Annotated in this window: 18 protein-coding genes; 8 read left to right on the forward strand and 10 right to left on the reverse strand. The window is 61.1% G+C overall.

Annotation, left to right across the window (positions count from 1 at the left end; all coding sequences use genetic code 11):
* Positions 1 to 13: 13 nt before the first annotated feature.
* Both ATE70_RS22655 and ATE70_RS22660 read right to left on the reverse strand, forming a co-directional pair.
* The gene (locus tag ATE70_RS22655) at positions 14 to 649 is read right to left on the reverse strand and encodes a DUF7007 domain-containing protein (protein ID WP_058539793.1); all 636 of its coding nucleotides are present in this window, start codon (positions 647 to 649) and stop codon (positions 14 to 16) included.
* Between the two features lie 47 nt (positions 650 to 696).
* Positions 697 to 1,983, reverse strand: a complete 1,287-nt coding sequence (locus tag ATE70_RS22660) for a hypothetical protein (RefSeq protein WP_058539794.1) — start codon at positions 1,981 to 1,983, stop codon at positions 697 to 699.
* A gap of 67 nt (positions 1,984 to 2,050) precedes the next feature.
* Between ATE70_RS22660 and ATE70_RS22665 the strand changes: the two genes are divergently transcribed.
* Entirely contained in the window at positions 2,051 to 2,548 is a 498-nt protein-coding gene (locus tag ATE70_RS22665; RefSeq protein WP_058539795.1) for a hypothetical protein, read from the forward strand.
* Between the two features lie 23 nt (positions 2,549 to 2,571).
* On the opposite strand, the gene ATE70_RS22670 is transcribed toward ATE70_RS22665, so the two are convergent.
* From ATE70_RS22670 to ATE70_RS22700, 7 genes are all read right to left on the reverse strand, one after another.
* Positions 2,572 to 2,913: a hypothetical protein gene (locus ATE70_RS22670; protein ID WP_058539796.1), complete on the reverse strand. Its 342-nt coding sequence runs from the start codon at positions 2,911 to 2,913 to the stop codon at positions 2,572 to 2,574.
* A gap of 14 nt (positions 2,914 to 2,927) precedes the next feature.
* Positions 2,928 to 3,194 carry a Txe/YoeB family addiction module toxin gene (locus ATE70_RS22675; protein ID WP_054136324.1) on the reverse strand — a complete coding sequence of 89 codons (267 nt, stop codon included), beginning with the start codon at positions 3,192 to 3,194 and terminating at the stop codon, positions 2,928 to 2,930.
* Positions 3,191 to 3,445 (reverse strand): type II toxin-antitoxin system Phd/YefM family antitoxin, encoded by a 255-nt coding sequence (locus ATE70_RS22680; protein WP_058539797.1) that lies wholly within the window; start codon positions 3,443 to 3,445, stop codon positions 3,191 to 3,193. Before ATE70_RS22680 ends, ATE70_RS22675 begins: the two co-directional genes overlap by 4 nt.
* A gap of 96 nt (positions 3,446 to 3,541) precedes the next feature.
* A complete protein-coding gene (locus ATE70_RS22685) occupies positions 3,542 to 3,742 on the reverse strand; it encodes a hypothetical protein (protein ID WP_058539798.1) in 201 nt (66 codons plus the stop codon).
* 16 nt (positions 3,743 to 3,758) lie between these two features.
* Positions 3,759 to 4,382 carry a DUF6927 domain-containing protein gene (locus ATE70_RS22690; RefSeq protein WP_058539799.1) on the reverse strand — a complete coding sequence of 208 codons (624 nt, stop codon included), beginning with the start codon at positions 4,380 to 4,382 and terminating at the stop codon, positions 3,759 to 3,761.
* Positions 4,383 to 4,394: 12 nt separating this feature from the next.
* Positions 4,395 to 4,601, reverse strand: coding sequence for a hypothetical protein (locus tag ATE70_RS22695; protein ID WP_058539800.1), 207 nt, complete (start codon positions 4,599 to 4,601; stop codon positions 4,395 to 4,397).
* A gap of 65 nt (positions 4,602 to 4,666) precedes the next feature.
* A complete protein-coding gene (locus tag ATE70_RS22700) occupies positions 4,667 to 5,779 on the reverse strand; it encodes an SAM-dependent methyltransferase (protein ID WP_058539801.1) in 1,113 nt (370 codons plus the stop codon).
* A gap of 222 nt (positions 5,780 to 6,001) precedes the next feature.
* Here ATE70_RS22700 and ATE70_RS22705 point away from each other — a divergent pair, with 222 nt between their 5' ends.
* The 7 genes from ATE70_RS22705 to ATE70_RS22735 all read left to right on the forward strand — a co-directional run bounded on the left by ATE70_RS22705 (position 6,002) and on the right by ATE70_RS22735 (position 15,503).
* Positions 6,002 to 7,201, forward strand: a complete 1,200-nt coding sequence (locus ATE70_RS22705) for an AAA family ATPase (RefSeq protein WP_058539802.1) — start codon at positions 6,002 to 6,004, stop codon at positions 7,199 to 7,201.
* Complete coding sequence (locus tag ATE70_RS22710; protein ID WP_058539803.1) at positions 7,198 to 8,214, forward strand: ParB/RepB/Spo0J family partition protein; 1,017 nt, start codon at positions 7,198 to 7,200, stop codon at positions 8,212 to 8,214. Before ATE70_RS22705 ends, ATE70_RS22710 begins: the two co-directional genes overlap by 4 nt.
* 178 nt (positions 8,215 to 8,392) lie before the next feature.
* The gene (locus ATE70_RS22715; RefSeq protein ID WP_081095436.1) at positions 8,393 to 9,646 is read left to right on the forward strand and encodes a replication initiator protein A; all 1,254 of its coding nucleotides are present in this window, start codon (positions 8,393 to 8,395) and stop codon (positions 9,644 to 9,646) included.
* 1,012 nt (positions 9,647 to 10,658) lie between these two features.
* A complete protein-coding gene (locus tag ATE70_RS24575) occupies positions 10,659 to 10,940 on the forward strand; it encodes a WGR domain-containing protein (RefSeq protein WP_082640040.1) in 282 nt (93 codons plus the stop codon).
* A gap of 797 nt (positions 10,941 to 11,737) precedes the next feature.
* Positions 11,738 to 13,411 (forward strand): Mu transposase C-terminal domain-containing protein, encoded by a 1,674-nt coding sequence (locus tag ATE70_RS22725; protein ID WP_030540650.1) that lies wholly within the window; start codon positions 11,738 to 11,740, stop codon positions 13,409 to 13,411.
* Positions 13,408 to 14,244, forward strand: coding sequence for a TniB family NTP-binding protein (locus tag ATE70_RS22730; RefSeq protein WP_030540651.1), 837 nt, complete (start codon positions 13,408 to 13,410; stop codon positions 14,242 to 14,244). The genes ATE70_RS22725 and ATE70_RS22730 overlap by 4 nt, the downstream gene beginning before the upstream one ends.
* On the forward strand, positions 14,241 to 15,503 hold the full coding sequence (locus ATE70_RS22735) for a TniQ family protein (protein WP_048575061.1): 1,263 nt from the start codon (positions 14,241 to 14,243) through the stop codon (positions 15,501 to 15,503). Before ATE70_RS22730 ends, ATE70_RS22735 begins: the two co-directional genes overlap by 4 nt.
* A gap of 254 nt (positions 15,504 to 15,757) precedes the next feature.
* Here ATE70_RS22735 and ATE70_RS22740 read toward each other — a convergent pair whose 3' ends face one another.
* Entirely contained in the window at positions 15,758 to 16,963 is a 1,206-nt protein-coding gene (locus ATE70_RS22740; RefSeq protein WP_058539805.1) for a MarR family transcriptional regulator, read from the reverse strand.
* Positions 16,964 to 17,054 lie beyond the last annotated feature (91 nt).

Consider the following 17,054-nt stretch of genomic DNA (forward strand, 5'->3'; position numbering starts at 1 on the left):
TTCGGCCTGCTCTTCAGGCCACTCGTTTTGGTCGCAGGGCATCGGGCATCGGGATGATCTCGTGCGCCGTATCGCGCAGCGCCGTGACCTCGCCGCGCGCGGCGTAGAGGTCCTTCGCGATCAGCGCGCAGACTTCGGCCTCGCCATGAGTTGGCCGGCCAAGGTGATCGACGCGCTCGACTTGCCGGGCAATCACGCCGACTTTGCCTTCCGGCACCCATTCGGCCCAATCGCCCCAGGCGCTGGTCACGCAGAATTCGCCGATCGCGGCGATGTAGGCCTTACGCGTCCGCAGGATCGTGGAGGCATTCTCCTCGACGGCCTCGCCGGTAAAGGCGCTGAAGCGGTCCGGATGCCAACATTTGGCGGTATCGCGGGCAAGCTGCAGGAAGCCCGCGGAGCAGGAGCCCTGCCCATCAAGCTCGCTAGAAAAGGCAAGGATCGGGAGCGACCAATCGCAGTCTTCTTCGTAGGACCCTCCCTCGATCTGTAGCGCCGACGGCATGGCGGCCTGTCTCTGATCGGACAGAATGATGCCGCCGTGGCTGGCGGTCATCACCGACCAAATCCCGGGGCCAAGCTGATCGGCCTGTTGGACAGCACCCCAGATCGATGTCGATGGGCGCGGCGACGGAGCAAAGCATGTCATGAGCGAACTCTCCTTCTTCAGGTTCGCTCACATCCTCCCCCTCCCCTTCACTCGAGAATGCGGCGGGCTTCGCTGATAATTGCCTCAGGCGTCACGCTGCTGACGGCCATGGATACGACAAGCCCGGCCTGACCGAGACGCTCGCGCTCGATGCTGCGCAGCTCAAGATAGTCAGCATCATCCGACTGCAGGATCTGGAGCGCGAACTTGCACTCCACCCCGCTATGCTCATCGAGCAGCGCCACCAGGAAATCCGGCCTCGCCGAGCCCGCAGCCAGCGCGATGTCAAAGAGGACCTTCTTGACGGCCATCCTGACACCGAGGCGGCGCAGTTCATACTGGGCCTGTTGGAGCGCGCGCAGCACATCGCGATCGTGGTCGCGCTCGGCGGGCACGAACTGGTTTCCGCTGAACACAGGCTGGGCATAGGCCCGCAGCGCCAGGTATCCTTCGCGCCGGCTGTGCTCGCCGACGACAGCAAGCACCAGAAACGGTGGCTCGACCTCGGCGCGGATGATCCCGGTGTGCTGGATGCGGTTGCGGATTTCGACGGTGCCGAGCCCCGTCACGACCTCGCTCGACGTCACCTCGCTCGCTTCGAGAAGCAGAAAGGCCTGCGGCGCAAACTCGGGCGGCCAGGTCTCGGCGGCAGAGCGTAACCGGGCATGGACACGCCGCTTCTCGTAATCGATGGCGTTGGTGTAGAGGTGATCCGACAGCCGAATACCCGGAGCGATCTCGAGGCCCGCGGCTGCGCGCTTGAGGTACCGCATTTCTGCGCTGATCGAGCCTTCGCGCCTGCCACTGGGCGGCAATTCGCGCAGGACGTTTGCGCCTGCCCGCTCGAGCAGCAGCCAGAGTAGCTTGCCCAGGCGCGGGATCGCAACGCCGCGTGAGCGGTCGTCCGGCTCAATGTCTTCCGGCCTCTGTGCAAGCTTCTCCGGCGCCTTCTGGTGCGCGCTGAACAGGCCCTTGGGAAGGCCGATAGCGTAAAGCGAGTCCTTTGCGGTCTCGCGGATACGCGGCGGTGCCTGGGGCAAATGAAAGGGGCATTTGGCATCGTGGCCTGGCCGCGAGGTAAGGCGCCTGAGATAGTAGGTTTCCTGAAAACTGAGATAGGCCGCGCTCATCAGCGGCGGCGGACGCTCTGCCCCAAGGCAATCGCAGGCGATCCACTTGTGGTTCTCGCGCGCGGTGGAGACCAGCGAGACCGAAGCACGGTGGTCGGCCTCGCTGCCCCGGCCTGTATACCAGCGCACCAGCGCAGCCTTCAGCTCGTCGCTGATGGCGACCCTGCCGGTCTTTCCAGTGGTGTCCTTACCTACCAGCCACATGCATGGTGACGCCTTGACCCTGTCGTTTGTTCACGGTATGTTCATACTCAGCGGGAGCCCATGAATAATGAACAAGGTCTTTGATATCGGCAAGTTCGACCTCGATGTCACGCTGCGCGACGCGGCACTTGATCCCAATTGCCGCCCAACCAAGCGCATGCTCGCCAATGCCTCGATCGGAGTGGAGCCGTTCGATGCCTACTACTCAGCGCGCGAGCTCTATGAGACCTTGCAGGGCGTCTTCCAGGGCCTGCCCAATGCCAAGGCTCGGCTGACGCAGATCCTGTCCTGCCATTGCGATGACTATCAGCGCTGCCTCTACTATGCGCTGGCAGGGCGCGGGGTTATCCAGATGCTCGACGATCTCGAATGGCTCTTCGAACTCCTTGGGCCGCGGTGCCAGATGTCGGGGCAGATTCTGCGCTCGGGCCAGCACCCGGCACCGATGGTCAACCCTTACGTCTCGTCAGAGCCTGATGGCCCTGTTCCTGCCCGCAATGCCGACTTTACCGAAGGCCCATCGTGGCATCTCGATCCCGGCCTCGGAGGGATGATCGAGGAATAGACATTGCGGCGACATTGCCATGCCTAGGCATGCACACCTGCGTTCACGGCATCAATGTAAGTCAGCACGTCCTGCACGCGGTCGCAGCGCACAAGCTCCATCGCAGTCTGGCCGGAAAAACCGGAAAGCGGCTCAGAACGATACCAGGCATAGGTCATGATCATAGAACCGAAACGCGGCTCCACCTTGCTGAGCACCTCTATCATCGAGCCGATGCGGCGCTGAATGTCATCCGATTCCATGCGGCAGGTAGCATCTTTGTCGAGACCAAGCGTGCGCCCGAGTTCATCGCCCGTGGTGCCCAGCAGCGCTATCAGTTTACGCGGATCATGCGCGCCATCTTCCGCATCGCGATGAGAATTCATGCAGGGACCTCAGATCAATAGTGAAACCGGCATTGGGCAATCTCTAGCTGCTGCTCGTTTCCTTTGCCGGTGACGCGATAGACCAGACGGTCTTCTTTGGTGATCCGCCGCGACCACCAGCCTGCCAGGGAGCCTTTGAGCGGCTCAGGCTTTCCGGTTCCTTTGAAAGGCGTTCGCTGGCATTCCTTGATGAGGTCGTTGAGCCGGGTGAGAACCTTGTCATCGGTTTGCTGCCAGTGCAGATAATCCTCCCAGGCGTTGTCTGCAAAGACCAGCTTCAAGGCTCGATCAGCCCGCGCTCATTGCCGCCATCGCCATCCAGTTGCTCGATCGACTGCCGCAGGCGGTCGGCATTGGTGCGGTTCGAAAGGAGATACATGGTCTCCTCGATCGCGTTCCAATCTTCGAGCGAAACCATCACGATCGACTCGGCCTTCTGCCGCGTGACCACAACATGTGTCCGGTCACTGACCACCTGATCCATAATGCCTTTCAGATTGGCGCGCGCTTCTGAGTAGGTGATAACGTCCATAGCTTCATCCTTTACCGAACCATTGTACTAATATTGGTACAACTGCAAGCTTGAACAAGTGGTGAAGGGCAAGACCCTCATTTTTCCGAGAGCAGCCTACAGGACAACAACCTGCAGCTCGATCGCTCCGGAAAGGCTCTCTTCTGCAGGCAAAACGCAGAAGGGCTGGAGCTTGCTGTCCGTCCTTACCACGGCATGGCTCTGCCCGGAATTTGCGGTCATCCGAATGGCGACGCGCTCGGCATTGGCGCGCCCGCACAGGATGTCCCTTCTCGGGTCGAGGCTCTGAGGCAGCATGATCACCTCCCGAGCGTTACGGCGTCGCCGTGAAGAATGTGCGAACCGCGCGCTTTGGGGGCACGACTTCAAATCGGCGCTCCATCAATCTGCTGATGCGGAACCGGCCTCGGCCATCGGGCGTGCTGAGTTCAATCTTCGCGCCCCGCTTTGTCACCCTGAACTCGGCGTGTTCGCTCCCGTCGGTGAACTTCATGGGTTCAGGCAGCCGGATCAGGTCGCCATCGGCGATCTTGCGCTCCTTGAGCCGGAGCTGGCGGTAGCACCGGTTACGCCAGTCGAGAGCATAAGGGTGACGGGTTGGCCCCAGTTCCTCAAGGATACTTCTGGGACACCCGGCTTCCACCGGCCCGGAGTTTTCATCCATGTCCTTGTAGCCGAACAGGAGGCCGTCTGCGGCCTTGGGGTTCCAGCGGACCAGACAGATCACCGCGGAGATGGCGTGGGTCTGGTTATTCGGTCCATAGCGCTGGACAGCCGCGTAGTAGGCACCGGATGTGGACACGCTTCTGATGACCCGGCATCCTTCGAAGGTGCCGGTTTCTTCATTCTCGCGCTCCCATGTGAGCTGATTGTCGAGATAGGCCTTGGGAGTGTCGAAGCCCCCCATTCCGGCACGGTGCATGTAAAGCCAGCCCATGCGTGTTCTCCTTCAGATGAGCCCCGGCTGCGCCGGAGGTGCGATCTTCAATTCGCGCGCGATGCGCGCCGTGAGTGCGTGAATGTCTGCAAGGGCGGTGATCGGCGCTTTGCGCATCACCGCGCCAGGCGGTTTCCAGAACGGGTTGCGCCAGGCGAGACCAGGTTCGCCAAACCGTTCCGGGCTGATGCGGACATAGATCCCGTCGGCTTCCAGCACATGCTCGCCCGCCAGCTGTTCCTGCGAGGTGTAATAGCTGATGCGGTAATCGGCGTGCTCGAGCCCTATCCCTGCTGCGATCTGGCGCAGCGCCCGCGTGCCTTCGCGCCGGTAGTGGCGCAGTTCTTCGGGACGATAGTCGAGCCCGCGTTTGACCAGCGCGATGATTGCAGGTCTGCCCGCATGGCTTTGAAGAGCGCACCCAGCTTTGCTTTCGGCGGCACCGCGCGCGGTCCGCAGTCGGGCTGGACTGTCACGCGTTTCACGATGGGAACCGCCGACGCCAAGTCTGCAACTGTCTGCCGCGCCAAAACTGCAGGTCTGATCTGCCCCGGGATCTTGTCGATCACGTACAAGCGCACGGCCACGCTGGTGCCCTGCTTGTGATAGCATTTGTCGAGCCGGATGGATGTGCGGACCGTGCAAGAGGCAAAGGTGTCTTCGTAGATTTTTGCAAGCTTTGCGCTCGGCGTGAACCAGTCCGGCATGATCGCGACGATCCTGCCCCCCTGCTTGAGGCGCGTTATGGCAGCGCGCAGGTGACGCACCGCTGCGAACTCGTCTGCTCCTCGCCCCATTGACCGAGAGAACGGCGGGTTCATCAGGATCAGGCTTGGCTGCACCGCCGTGTCGAGATGCGAAGCCAGCATGGCCCCATCGATCCCTGTCATGGTGGCCTCGGGAAACAGCAGAGCCAGCTTTTCACGCCTGCGCGGATCGATTTCGTTGAGATGCAATGCGCTGACATTGGGCAGAGTTGCCACGAGGGCGCCATGTCCGGCGCTCGGTTCAAGAACGATATCGGTTGCAAGCGGCTGCGCCAAAATCACGCAAAGCGCTGCAAGGTCTGCGGGCGTCGAGAATTGCTGGAACCTGATCTGGTCTTCACTTCTGACCGTATGTGTCGGCAGTGCCTCGATAAGCGCACTGATCTCCGAAATCTGGTGCAGCATCTGAGGCTTGTTCAGCAGTCCGGCCATGTGGCGCGTCAATGCCGCCTCGAGCAGGTCAAAGGCGTCCCTCTGGCTCCATGCGCCGTTTGCGGAGCCCTCCCCGTAAAGCTGGCGCATCGTCTCAAACAGGCGTTGCTTGTTCGCCAGTCCGGTGGCGATGGCGTGCTGGATTTCGGTGATTGCTGCGTCCAGCTTCTGGCTGGATTGTTCAAATAGGTCGGTCACGGTCTGCTCCTGATGCTGAACCGCATCAGGCCATCCCCCTCCCCTCTCGCCTCGGAGTTATGAGCCCGTAATCACCACAGGCTATGCGACAAGGGGTGCCCGGCAGCGACGGGAATTCGGGACCGGCACCATCCCGATGATATCGGTTTGACTTCTACCGCCGAAAATGATCATAAAACACGAACTGGGTCGCAGAACTGCGATTCATCGAAAGGCAGACGCATGTCCTACACCGTGAACACACTGCGAAATATGACCAGATCCTGCGAAATGATGCGCGATCGGGTCAAAGCTGTGGTGTTCAAACCTGATGAACGCAAGGTCCTGGATATCACGTTTGGGCCTACGGCGGCAGCGGAATTGGTCGGAAGAACGCCTGAAGCGCTTGCCAAGGCAGAGAAGGAGGGACGTCTCGCGCCTCCGAAGCAGCTTAACAATGGCCGTCGCTATTACACGCTCGAAGACCTTACTCATATTCGCAAGGCGCTGAACATTCATCCGGGCAAGCTAGCCCATGAGAATGCGGTCGTAGTAGCCGTGCAGAATTTCAAGGGCGGCGTCGGCAAGAGTACGATTACCAAGCATTTCGCCGATTTTCTTGCACTGAACGGATATAGCGTTCTCGTGATCGACTGCGATCCTCAGGCGTCAACGACAACTATGTTCGACATCCAGCCCGAAGCACTCATCGATGAAGAGGAGACTTTAGGAAACTTCCTGTCGCCTCGCAGTACATTCGATGATTTCAGGAATGCAATCCGAGAAACCGCTTGGCCTACAATCAAAATAGTGCCGTCAAGCCTTGGCCTGCAGGATGCAGAGTGGGACCTCACGGCAACGTTGACGGAGGGCGGACAAGCAGTGCGCGAGGGACTTCAGCGTCTCCGTATTGGCATCGACAGTATCATCAAGGACTTCGACGTCGTCTTGCTCGATCCTCCGCCGGCCATGGGGTTCCTGGGCCTCAATGTGATGGCCGCCGCAACAGGTATGCTCATCCCGGTTCCGGCAAGGCAGCTCGACTATCTTTCAACCATCCATTTCATGGACACCATCGCCGAGAATATCGAGATCCTCGAGGATCACGGAACACCTGTTGATTATGGGTTCATTCGCGTCGTCTGCTCGGCCTACACCCCCAGCAAGCCAGGTGAAGCCGACATGTGGAAGATGATGAAGGCCACATATGCCAATTTCCTGCTGAATCAGCCGATCCTGGCTTCTGAGGAAATCAAGAATGCCACTCAGGCATTCCGGTCGATCTATGAAAGCAAGCCTTCAGCTGCGCACGCAACCTACCAGCGTTGCCGGGACAATCTCAACGCAGTCTTCGGAGAAGTTCTGAACGAAATACATGAGCAGTGGCCGTCGAAGAGCATTTCGAGACGGTCATCTGACACGGCAGGGAGTGTTGCAGCGTGAGCCGTCGTTCATTGATTGGCGAGGCCCTCGCCTCCCCTGCCCCTGACCAGCCTTCCATCTCTGAAGCCAAGGACGCTGCAGGGGCAACCGCATCGCGCAATTTCACAACACGTCGGCTTGAAGGCTTCACGGAAGCAGCGCGGATGGTCAAGCGTCCGACCATTCGGCTCAAACCTGCAGAATGTTCGATCTGGCCGGGAAACGCCCGTGATTACGAACAGCTCACCGAACCCCGTTTGCGATCTCTGATTGAATCGATCCAAGCAGAAAACGGGAACCGCATCCCAGTAGTCGTGCGTCGGAAACAGCAAGGTGAGCTGCAGTACGAACTGATCATTGGCACAAGGCGCCACTGGGCTGTCGCGTGGCTCAACGCCAATCACTACCCGGATATCGAGCTCGTAGCGATTATCGAAGATCTCGATGACGAAGCTGCGTTCCGCCTTGCTGATATCGAGAACCGCGAGAGGGAAGATATCTCAGATTTAGAACGCGGTTTGAACTACAAGGCAGCAGTCGACACCTATTACGATGGCCTTCAGGCACGGCTTGCTGAACGCGTGAAGATCTCGAAATCTACGCTCGCACGGTACATCGGCCTGACAGAGATCCCGCAAACAATCGTAAGCGCATTTGCCTCGCCAATGGAACTTCAGGTCCGGTACGGTGACAAGCTTCTTCCAGCCATACGCAACCCATCGCTGCGCCCCAGGATGGAGGAAGCAGCAAAGCAAATCGCTGCGGAACAAAGTTTCCGGCAATCCGGAGACGAAGAGCCAATTTCTGGCCCTCAGGTTGTTGTCCGTCTACTCAAGGCAGTTTCGGGCAGGCCTGGCCGTGCCCAGAAAGCCGTAATCGAAGCCGCAGGATCGTCCATTGGTGTCATCGAAAAGGATCGTGCACGAGGGCTCACGATAACGATCAAACCCACTGATTTGAGCGCTGACGAAATCCTCGATGCATTGCGCCCTCTGATTGAGAAGGCGAAGATTCTAAAAAGGCCTGCCCCATGAAGGAGGGTTTCGAACCCACCTATGGCCATGCCTTTACCACTCTGAAAATGTGGTTTTTATCGTTTTATTTCATATGTTTAGCACACTTGTCCCACATGTGGGACAGCGGCAGATTTACTAGGCGAAGAACGTGAGCGAGAAAGATCAGTCCTCCTCCGGTCGCCGGGTGCAGTTCGAGATGTTCTTCACGCTGCCTGATTTCAGCGACATCTCGCTGCGGGACTATCAGGAGACCATGCAGCGTCCTTTCTTCAGCCTTTCGAAGAAGAAGCGCCTGAAACCCATTGAGTACCTCAGCCCGGACAAGTCGGTCACCGTCCATGTATCAGCCAACCCAGCCTATGGGATGGCGACCATCTGGGATGCAGATATCATGATCTATCTGGCGTCTCACCTCAACGAATTGCGCGAGCGGGGTGACAACGACCTTTCGCCGACCATTCGTGTTCAACCTGGCGATCTCCTCAAGCGAATCTGCTGGGGTGTAAGCGGGCGCGCCTATGAGCGACTGATCGCAGCGCTTGATCGTCTTCAGGCCACGACGATCAAGACGAACATCCGAGCAAACTCCAAATCCCGCGAGACCACATTTTCGTGGATCGATAGCTATACTCATCTCGTTGATGAGCGAACCCAGCGTTCGCTTGGGATGGAAATCACGCTTTCCAAGTGGTTCTTCGACGGGGTCATGGACAAGCGAAATGTCCTTGCGATTTCGCCTTTGTATTTCGAGATAACGAGTGGACTTGGGAAATGGCTCTACCGCGCAGCTCGCAAGCACGCTGGTGGCAATGGGCCAGAAGGTTTCACGATTGGCTTCGAAACTCTTCATCAGAAAAGCGGCAGCGAAAGCTCCCTACCCTCGTTCAAGAACAAGATTCTTGAATTGGCGCGAGCTAACAACCTGCCGGATATCAGTCTGGAGGTCATTGGAGCAGAGACGCCGCGCCCAAAGCTAAAGATGGTGATGCGTCGCCATCTCGAAAAACCTTCTGGAAAAACCGAGGGCAGTGGCTCTGTCACCACGGAGAGCAGAGCCCAGCGCATTCAGCGCGCAACCCCCGAAAAGGCAGCCAAGGTCAGCCCTCCGCAGGAATTCGTTGATCCTGCCCTCGTGCGCAAGCTCCTTGCAACAACGAGCGCGAGCTTGCGCCCCGAACAGCAAGCCGATGCATCAGCGGCATTGGACAGCAATGCAAGCCAATCTCAGTCACGGCGAAGGGGAGGGGGCGCGCAGGACACTCTTGACCCCGAAATCTACCAGGCCATCCGTGCTGAATGTCCTGGTTGGGATCTCGATGTGCTGATGCGGCAATTCGATTCCTTTTTGAACAGCAATCCGCATGAGTTGCCAAGGAACTACTCGAAACGGTTCTACGGCTTCATGAAGAAGCACCACGAGCGCAACAAGCATACGCTTCCGGGCTTTTGAAGATCGCGACCTTCTGCAGGACTTGGTAGCGGCGCCCGGCGCGCTGGTAGAGCTGCCGCTCGGCTTCAGGCCTGATTACGCTCTGCCGCAGGCATAGCGATCTATCGTAACAATAAGAACCGTCTCATCATGCACGGCAGCTAGCGAACGTGTTTTCGGGAATCACTTCGCTTAGCCCGCCCGATCAGAGGATCGCGTCTACGTTCGGCGCCTGCTAAGAAATCGCTGACTATGCCCAAGACCACCGGCATAGACCCTACGGCCGTGCTTCTGCCGTCCATCTTTGACTGAAATCAGCGATCTACTGTGCAGCGCTCAAGCCAGCTGGCAGATCGCCTTAGGCTCCACTTCGGTCACTGCGATCCAGAAACCCGACAGGTCGGCCTTCAAGCTGGGCGATGGAAAATGCCTCCAAAAACCATTCCTGAAAACACGTTAGACCGGAAATACCACATTTCCGAAAACACGTTTGTTTCAGCATAGGGGCAAATGGGGGATCAGAAAGTTTGGGATCGGCGCATCATATGTGAATCGGAACGCTAACTGATCCTCTGGCCTCACGTTCTCAGCCGCGCTTTCAAAGTTATCAACAGGGCGGGGAGGTGGCGAACGTGTGATCAGGCATCAGATGACGTGTTATTAGAATCTGGCGGTCGTGCTATCAGAAACCGAACATCGTGTTTTCAGATTCGGCATAGCCGCCCCGACTCGCGAGAAATCAGGAGTTTGCAGGCTGATCGCGAGCAGGTAACCTCTTAACCTTAGAATCTAAATCCCCTAACGTTCACGCCTGCGGCGGATTTGTTATTGATTTGATTCAAGATTAAGGAAGGCCGACATATCCCTTCGACAATGACCGCTTTGCGTGCAATGCGTACCTTCCACCGGGATGGCAGCTCGGCAGATTAGCGCTCGTGACAGCTTTAAGATCGATTCCGTGAATCACGACAGGGACCTGTGATTCAAACTTCCGATTGGCTTAACTTCACGTGGCTATCGCATAGTCCTCCGCATGTTAGAGGATGGACAAGGGGAATGTCAGATCTGGCTCGAAGCCAAAGATCCCGATCTCAATGTTGCAAGGCGGTACGTCATATCTCGAAGCCAGGACCTGTTCGGTGTCACGATTGTTGAATTCTCATGGGGGCGGATTGGAACGCGTGGACAGCGACGCAAGTTATCCTTCGCCGACGCAGGCAGGGCGACAAAGTTCGTAGAACAATTGCTGCGTCGCAGAGCGACCTCACATCATCGAATTGGCGTTTGCTACCGGGAGGTATTCCGGGGTCCATGATACGTTCACGTGTCCGTTGGGACGATTGCGCCATCGGAAGTTCGAAGGCTGACCATACTGGCAGTCGCCAAAGCCGCAACTGATTGTGAAGCGGTTCGCTTGGTCACCCCAAGGCCTCTGGCAAGCTCCGCACGGGTGAGAGGTCCGATACCGGCTACCAGACGCCAAGCTAGGGGAGCCGTCGAGGAGGCGTACAGGCCTGAAAGTGCTCCCTCAGCCTGCAGGTGAGCCCTTTGCATGGCACGGAGGTCAGCGCCTGCACTCTCAGCGGTACCCTGAAGCGCACGGCCTAATAGGACAGGCAGGGGTTCCTCGTGAAGTTCACGGAACAGAGCCCGCGGCATGACCCCAGCAAGCGCCATTGGCGCCGAGCCCAGCCCAAACAAGTGCGGCCGCATGGCAGCAGCGAGCGATGCCGCCCAGGCCGCCCCACGCGGTGCCATACGCGTTACCGCGAACCCACCGACTTGGACCATCTCACTGCCACCCTCGAGGAAATCGATTTCTTCAGTTCGCAGCTCCGCCAACCATTCAAGCAAGGCGCCCATCGGATCGCGGGTCGGCAGCAGCGCATCGAGCCGTTCGAGCGCGCGATCGGCGGGCCTGTATGTCTCGCTGAATCCTTCGGAGTGATGTCAGCCGACAAAATAGGCTACATTTCAATAATATCATGTAATATCAATATATTACATCGGATGCTCTGCGAGTAATTCTGTCTAGGGCAATATACACGTCGCGGTGTTCGACAAAATAAGCTACATTTCGCGGACAGCAAAAATCATTGGGGAGCCCGTTCCGTGATTGAGCGCAAGCCGTCTCCAGCGCCCCGGCGGAGCCTCAAATCGCTTGAGGCGGGATTGGCTCTCTACCCCCATTTCCGGCGACATATATCGCTTTCCGGCCCGGTGACAGCGGCTCAGGTTCAGGCGATTTCCGAGGCAACCGGCCTTAAAGAGCGGCAGATACGGACACTGGCCGCGCGCTTCCGGGTGCATCCGGTCGCGGAAACGCTGGCTCCAAAACCGCGTGGACCCGCTGTTGGATCGCACAGGATCGATCCCGAGGTGAGGGCCGCCATCGAGACGTTGATCGACGAAATTGCGCTCAAGATGGTGCCGCCATCGCGTGCGGAAGCGGCGCGGCAGATTTGGGGCCTGTTGCACGCGGACAACGGAGATCATCGCTTTCCCGCCGATCTGATCCCAAGCGAGAAGACGATCGAGCGGCTTCTGGCTGAGATTCCGAGCCGTGTTTGGGCGAAAGCGACGATGGGATCGAAGACGCGGAGCGCCCATGAACCGCACCCCGGCGAATATGCAAGCGAGGGATTTCTCGACCTGGTTCAGATGGATCACACCAAGGGCGATGTCATCCTGGTCGATAGTCTGCGGCGCGAACAGCTCGGAAGACCGTGGATCACCTTCCTCATCGAAATCTGGACCCGGTCCATTCTTGGTTACTATGTCAGCTTCGGCGACCCCTCGATATTCCGGTGCGGACGGGCGGTTGCGAGCGCTGTGTTGCCCAAAGAGCCGGCCCTCGCCCACCTGGGCGTCGATGTCAGCTATCCGATGCACGGTTTGTTCCGGCGCTTGCATGCCGATCAGGCCAAACCGCATCGCTCCGAAGCCTTCCGGCGCGCCTGCGTCCGCAATGGGATTGGCCCCGATGTGCGGAGGCCCGGGCCGGCCCATCTTGGCGGGCATATCGAGCGGCTGATCGGCACGATGATTGGAAAACTGCGGCTTTTGCCCGGTGCGACCGGATCGAACGTGGCGGCGCGCGACGGCTATGATGCCGAGGCGGACGCGGCGATGACGCTTGTGGAATTCGAGCGCTGGCTGCTGTGCCAGATCGCGATCTATCATCACGCGCCGCATAGCGCGCTGGGCGGCCTGTGTCCGGCCCAGATGTGGGAGCGCGAGGCGGCGAAGCACAGCCCGCTGCTGCCCGTGTCGGTCGATGCGGGCGAACTGTTCCGCCAGTTTCTGCCGTCGAAGTCGCTCACGGTCCATGCCAAGGGTATCCAGATCAGATATCGCCATTACTGGCACCCGATGCTTGCCGCCAGGATCGGCCAAAGGGTCGAGATCAGCTGGGATGAGCGGACGATCCAGCATATCTACGCCGACCTCGACGGCCGCTATGTCGAATTGCCGGTTGTCGGCGACTATCCCGACGTCTGGGAGGCGGATTGGGAGGCCGCCAGGGCAGGAGTGCGGGCGCTAGGCCGGGCCTACCAGGCCGATGGCGGTCGCGCGGCGACGGCGCGGGCGGTGGCCGCCGCCAATCAGGAAATCCACCGCGCCCGCGTTCGCACGAAGGCGGCGCGGCGCCAGGCAAAGCGCCGCGAAGGCGAGGGGACGACGCTCGCGGACCTCCGGTATGGCGAAGCGCCGGAAAAGCCGCCCATTGACTGGAAACCGGTCGCCGAGCTCAGCGAAGACGACTGGTTGCAGGAGCGGACATGAGCGCCGCTGCGACCGCGCCATCGCTGGCGCCCTCCTTCTGGATCGATTTCGAAGAAGCGCGGAACGCGGTCGAGACGATCGTCGATGTCGCGCATGACGATCCCGAGGAACGCCCGACCTGCATCGTGCTCACCGGACAGTCCGGCATGGGCAAAACCTCGATCCTGCGCGAAGCGCAGCGCCGCCTTGCCGAAGCCTTTCCCGAGCCCGCCGATTGGGGCGAGGCGCGCTATCAGCCCGTGCTGCGCACGGTCATTCCCTCGAGTCCGACCTCGCTCAAGATCAACCTCGCCCTGCTCTGGAAACAGGGCTGGCCGATCCGCACGAACACGCACAAAACCGCCGATTTGAAGGTCGTCGACCTGCTGGCCGAACAGGGCACGCGGCTGGTCGCGATCGACAATGTCCATGTGATCCTGACCGCGAGCGGCGTTGCGCGGCGCGATACGCTCGATGCGTTCCGCTTCCTGATGAGCGCGGGCAATGTGCCGCTGGTCGTGGCGGGCCTCGATGTCGCCCGGCAGATCTTCGCCGACGATGTCGAGCTGGCGTACCGCTCAATCATCCTCAAATTGCCGTTATGGGAGCCGGGCGAGCCCGCGCAGCGCCTGATCCGCGCGCTGGCCCGCGGCATGGGGATGGAGGAGCCCGACCATCTCGCCGAACCCGCGTTCGCCGAGCGCATCTGGCGGACCAGCGGCGGGGTCACCGGGAACTTCAAGCGCATCCTGCACTGGTCGGGAAAGGTCGCGCGGCGGCATGACCGCCGGTTCGTGACCCAGGACGATATCACCGAGGCGCTGCAATTGTTTACGCCTTATAGCCCGGAATGAGCGGGCGGGAGATCGAGCCGCTGGCGTTTCGGGTGAGGCCGCTGCCCGAGGAATGTTTCGAATCCTGGCTGCGCCGCCTGGCCGCGCGTCATGAGACCACGCCCAAAGCGCTGTTTCGCCATCTCGGCATCGACGCGGCGCTCGCCGATCGCGACCTGGCCGTGTCGCCCGTACCGGCCACGTCGCGCGTACCGGCCACGTCGCGCGCATCGGCTTGGTTGGCCGCGCCGGCGCCGGCGGTCGCTGGCGTGCCGGACCGCCGCCAGGTGATGGTAGAACGGCTCGCGTGGGCGACGATGGTGCCCGCGAAGGCGATTTCTAGGACGTTCGTCGGCTGTGGGCGCGGCGATCTGTTGCCGCTGACGCTGCGGTCAATCGGCTGCGCCCAGTGCTGGCTTGACTGGCTGGTGTCCGGCGCGCCGTGGCGGATCGAGCGGAGCTGGATCTTGCGCGTGACGACCTTCTGCGACCGTCATGCGCTGTTGCTGACCGATCTTGCGGGGATCAGGGCCCTGGGGCGGACGCAGGCCGCCGAGCGGGCGCTCGCGGCCCGGGTCGCGCGCACGCGCGCGCAAATGGCGCGGTTTGCCTTCGTCAAAACCCGAGTGCTGTGGAACGGGATGATTGCGCGGGAGCAAATCCGCGGCGCCCGCCCCGGTGACCGGGTAGGTTGGGAGCGGTACCGGGCGGCGCTGGTCGGCAACCGCTTCCACTACGCTCCGGTGCGTCATCTGCTGCTGGCGGCGCTCCACAGCAGTGACGGGCTGAAAGCCGGGCGATGGGAGCAAATCTTCCGCTTCGATGCGCAGCCGGCACGCCTGCCGCGAAAGGCGGCTTCCGGCGTCGGACCCCAATTATCGGATCTGGCGGAGGCGATCGCCAGGGTCGGCCTGCGGCAGCTCGACCGCGAGCGTCGCCGGCTCACCATGGTCTGCGAGCAGCTCGAGCAGGCCAAGCGCAATTATCCCCGTGCCCATTTGATGCAGGGGCTGAAGGCTCGCCGCGCGGCGCTGGCGCGCGCGGTACGAGACGCCGCCGCGACGGAGAGCGCGGCGATGTCAGCGCAGCGCCGTGGTTTCCAGGAGGCGCTGTTTTACCTGCAAGCATCGGGGATGGTGGGCGCGGCGATGTCCGCCGGCTGCGCCGAGCCGGCTTGCAGCGCGAATGGCGATCTGTGGCGGGCGCGGCTCGCCGCCTGCTTCGCCGCTCCCAGGTTTCGCATCCTGCTCGATCTGCCGGGTCATGGGCGCGGATGGTAAAGCCGGACGGCGACGGTCGCCCATTGGGCATTTCGCGCGAATTTGCCCTCAGGAGGCCCGTAGGGCGTGGTGGCGGCCTCTGGGCGCCCCCTCCTATCCGAGACCGCCTTTTTGCGCTCCCAGGGGCTTTTGCGCGAACTTTCCTTTGATCGTTCAAAGACAGGTCATGGCCTGAAACGGCGGCGCGAGTCCCGTATCGGGCGCGTCGATTTGAAGTTTCTGCCGGGGTTTCCTATCTTGCCGTGTTGCCGGGGTCATTCGCGCGCCGTCTCCATACGGGCGAGCACGCGCTCGACATCGGCCATGGCCGCGTCGAACGCGGCGAACGTCGCGCCGGAGCTGGTTTCAACGGATCTGCTTTCACCCTCGGCCGCCAGCGTGGCACGGCGCGCGCGGGGCAGGGCGCGGATGATCGTGTGATGTTCGTACGCCGCCCGCTCGGCGAGGCCCGCTTTGACGAGGGCGGCGACGAGATCGCGCACGCCGTTTTTCGAAACGCCAAGGGCCTTCTCGATCTGGAGCGGGCGCAGCGGTCCGAAGCCCGCGAGCAGCCGGTAGAGCAGCGGCGCGCGCGAGGTCGAACGCAGGACGGTCATCGCCTCATGCACTTCGCGCACGCTCGCATGGGCTGCATCGAGCTGGTCGCTCAGCCGCTGCGCAGCTTCGCCGGCGGCCTCGGCCGTGATAATGGCGCGCTCGCGGGACCAGAGCTCGGGTCTGAGCGCCTCGGCGCGCACGGCTCCGGGCAGGGGCAGCGGCCTGGTCGCTGGCTCGCTCCGCGCGATCAGGGCGCCGGCGAGGAGATCGAGCGCCCACAGCGGCGTGGCCGTCCGCGTCTGCTCGAAGGAGACCGGCCCGGCGGGCAGGGGGAGCAGCTGGTAGCTGCGCTCGGTGGGCGCGAAATGCGGCGAGGCGGCCGCGGCCCGATGCAGGCGATCGAGCGCGGCGAGGGGCCAGTCGTCCGCGCGATCGTCGGCGGGCGGCTCGGCGAGCCGCGCCGCTTCCGCTACGGCGAACGCGGGGGCATCGCCGCGCTCGCCTTGCGGGGCGCCCTCGCCGCGATGGAAATGCGCTGCGGCGCGGATTTGGATGGCCGTGTCGGCGAGCGGCGCCCAGGCCGACAGCGAGAGCTCGGCGAGCAGCGTGTCGGCGACCAGCGAGGGCGGGGCTGCGACATGGGCGGTGGCGTCGGGCACGGGCTGGAGGCCGGAAAACCATGCGGAAAACCAGCTGTTCGCGCCGGAAAAGCCGCTACCCGTGAGCGCTTCGACGAGGAGCAGGCGGGCGAGCGCGGCGCAGAATTGATGCGCAACTTGCGCGGGCACATGCGCTAAACGGCCTTGCAGCTGGCCCCAGGTGAGCGCCGCGCGCACCCTTGCCGTCATCAGGTCTTCGATCGGCGCATCTTCGTCCGATCGGAGCGGATGGAATCGGGTCGATGGATCGCAAAAATCGGGCATGTCGCAAGGGTAACCTAAACTGCCTTAACTGCACCATCCCTAGCACGCCCTTTTTTGCACTATCGATAATAGAATGTTATCGATAGTGACT

This window comes from Sphingopyxis sp. H053 (genome assembly GCF_001468225.1).
Taxonomy (GTDB): domain Bacteria; phylum Pseudomonadota; class Alphaproteobacteria; order Sphingomonadales; family Sphingomonadaceae; genus Sphingopyxis.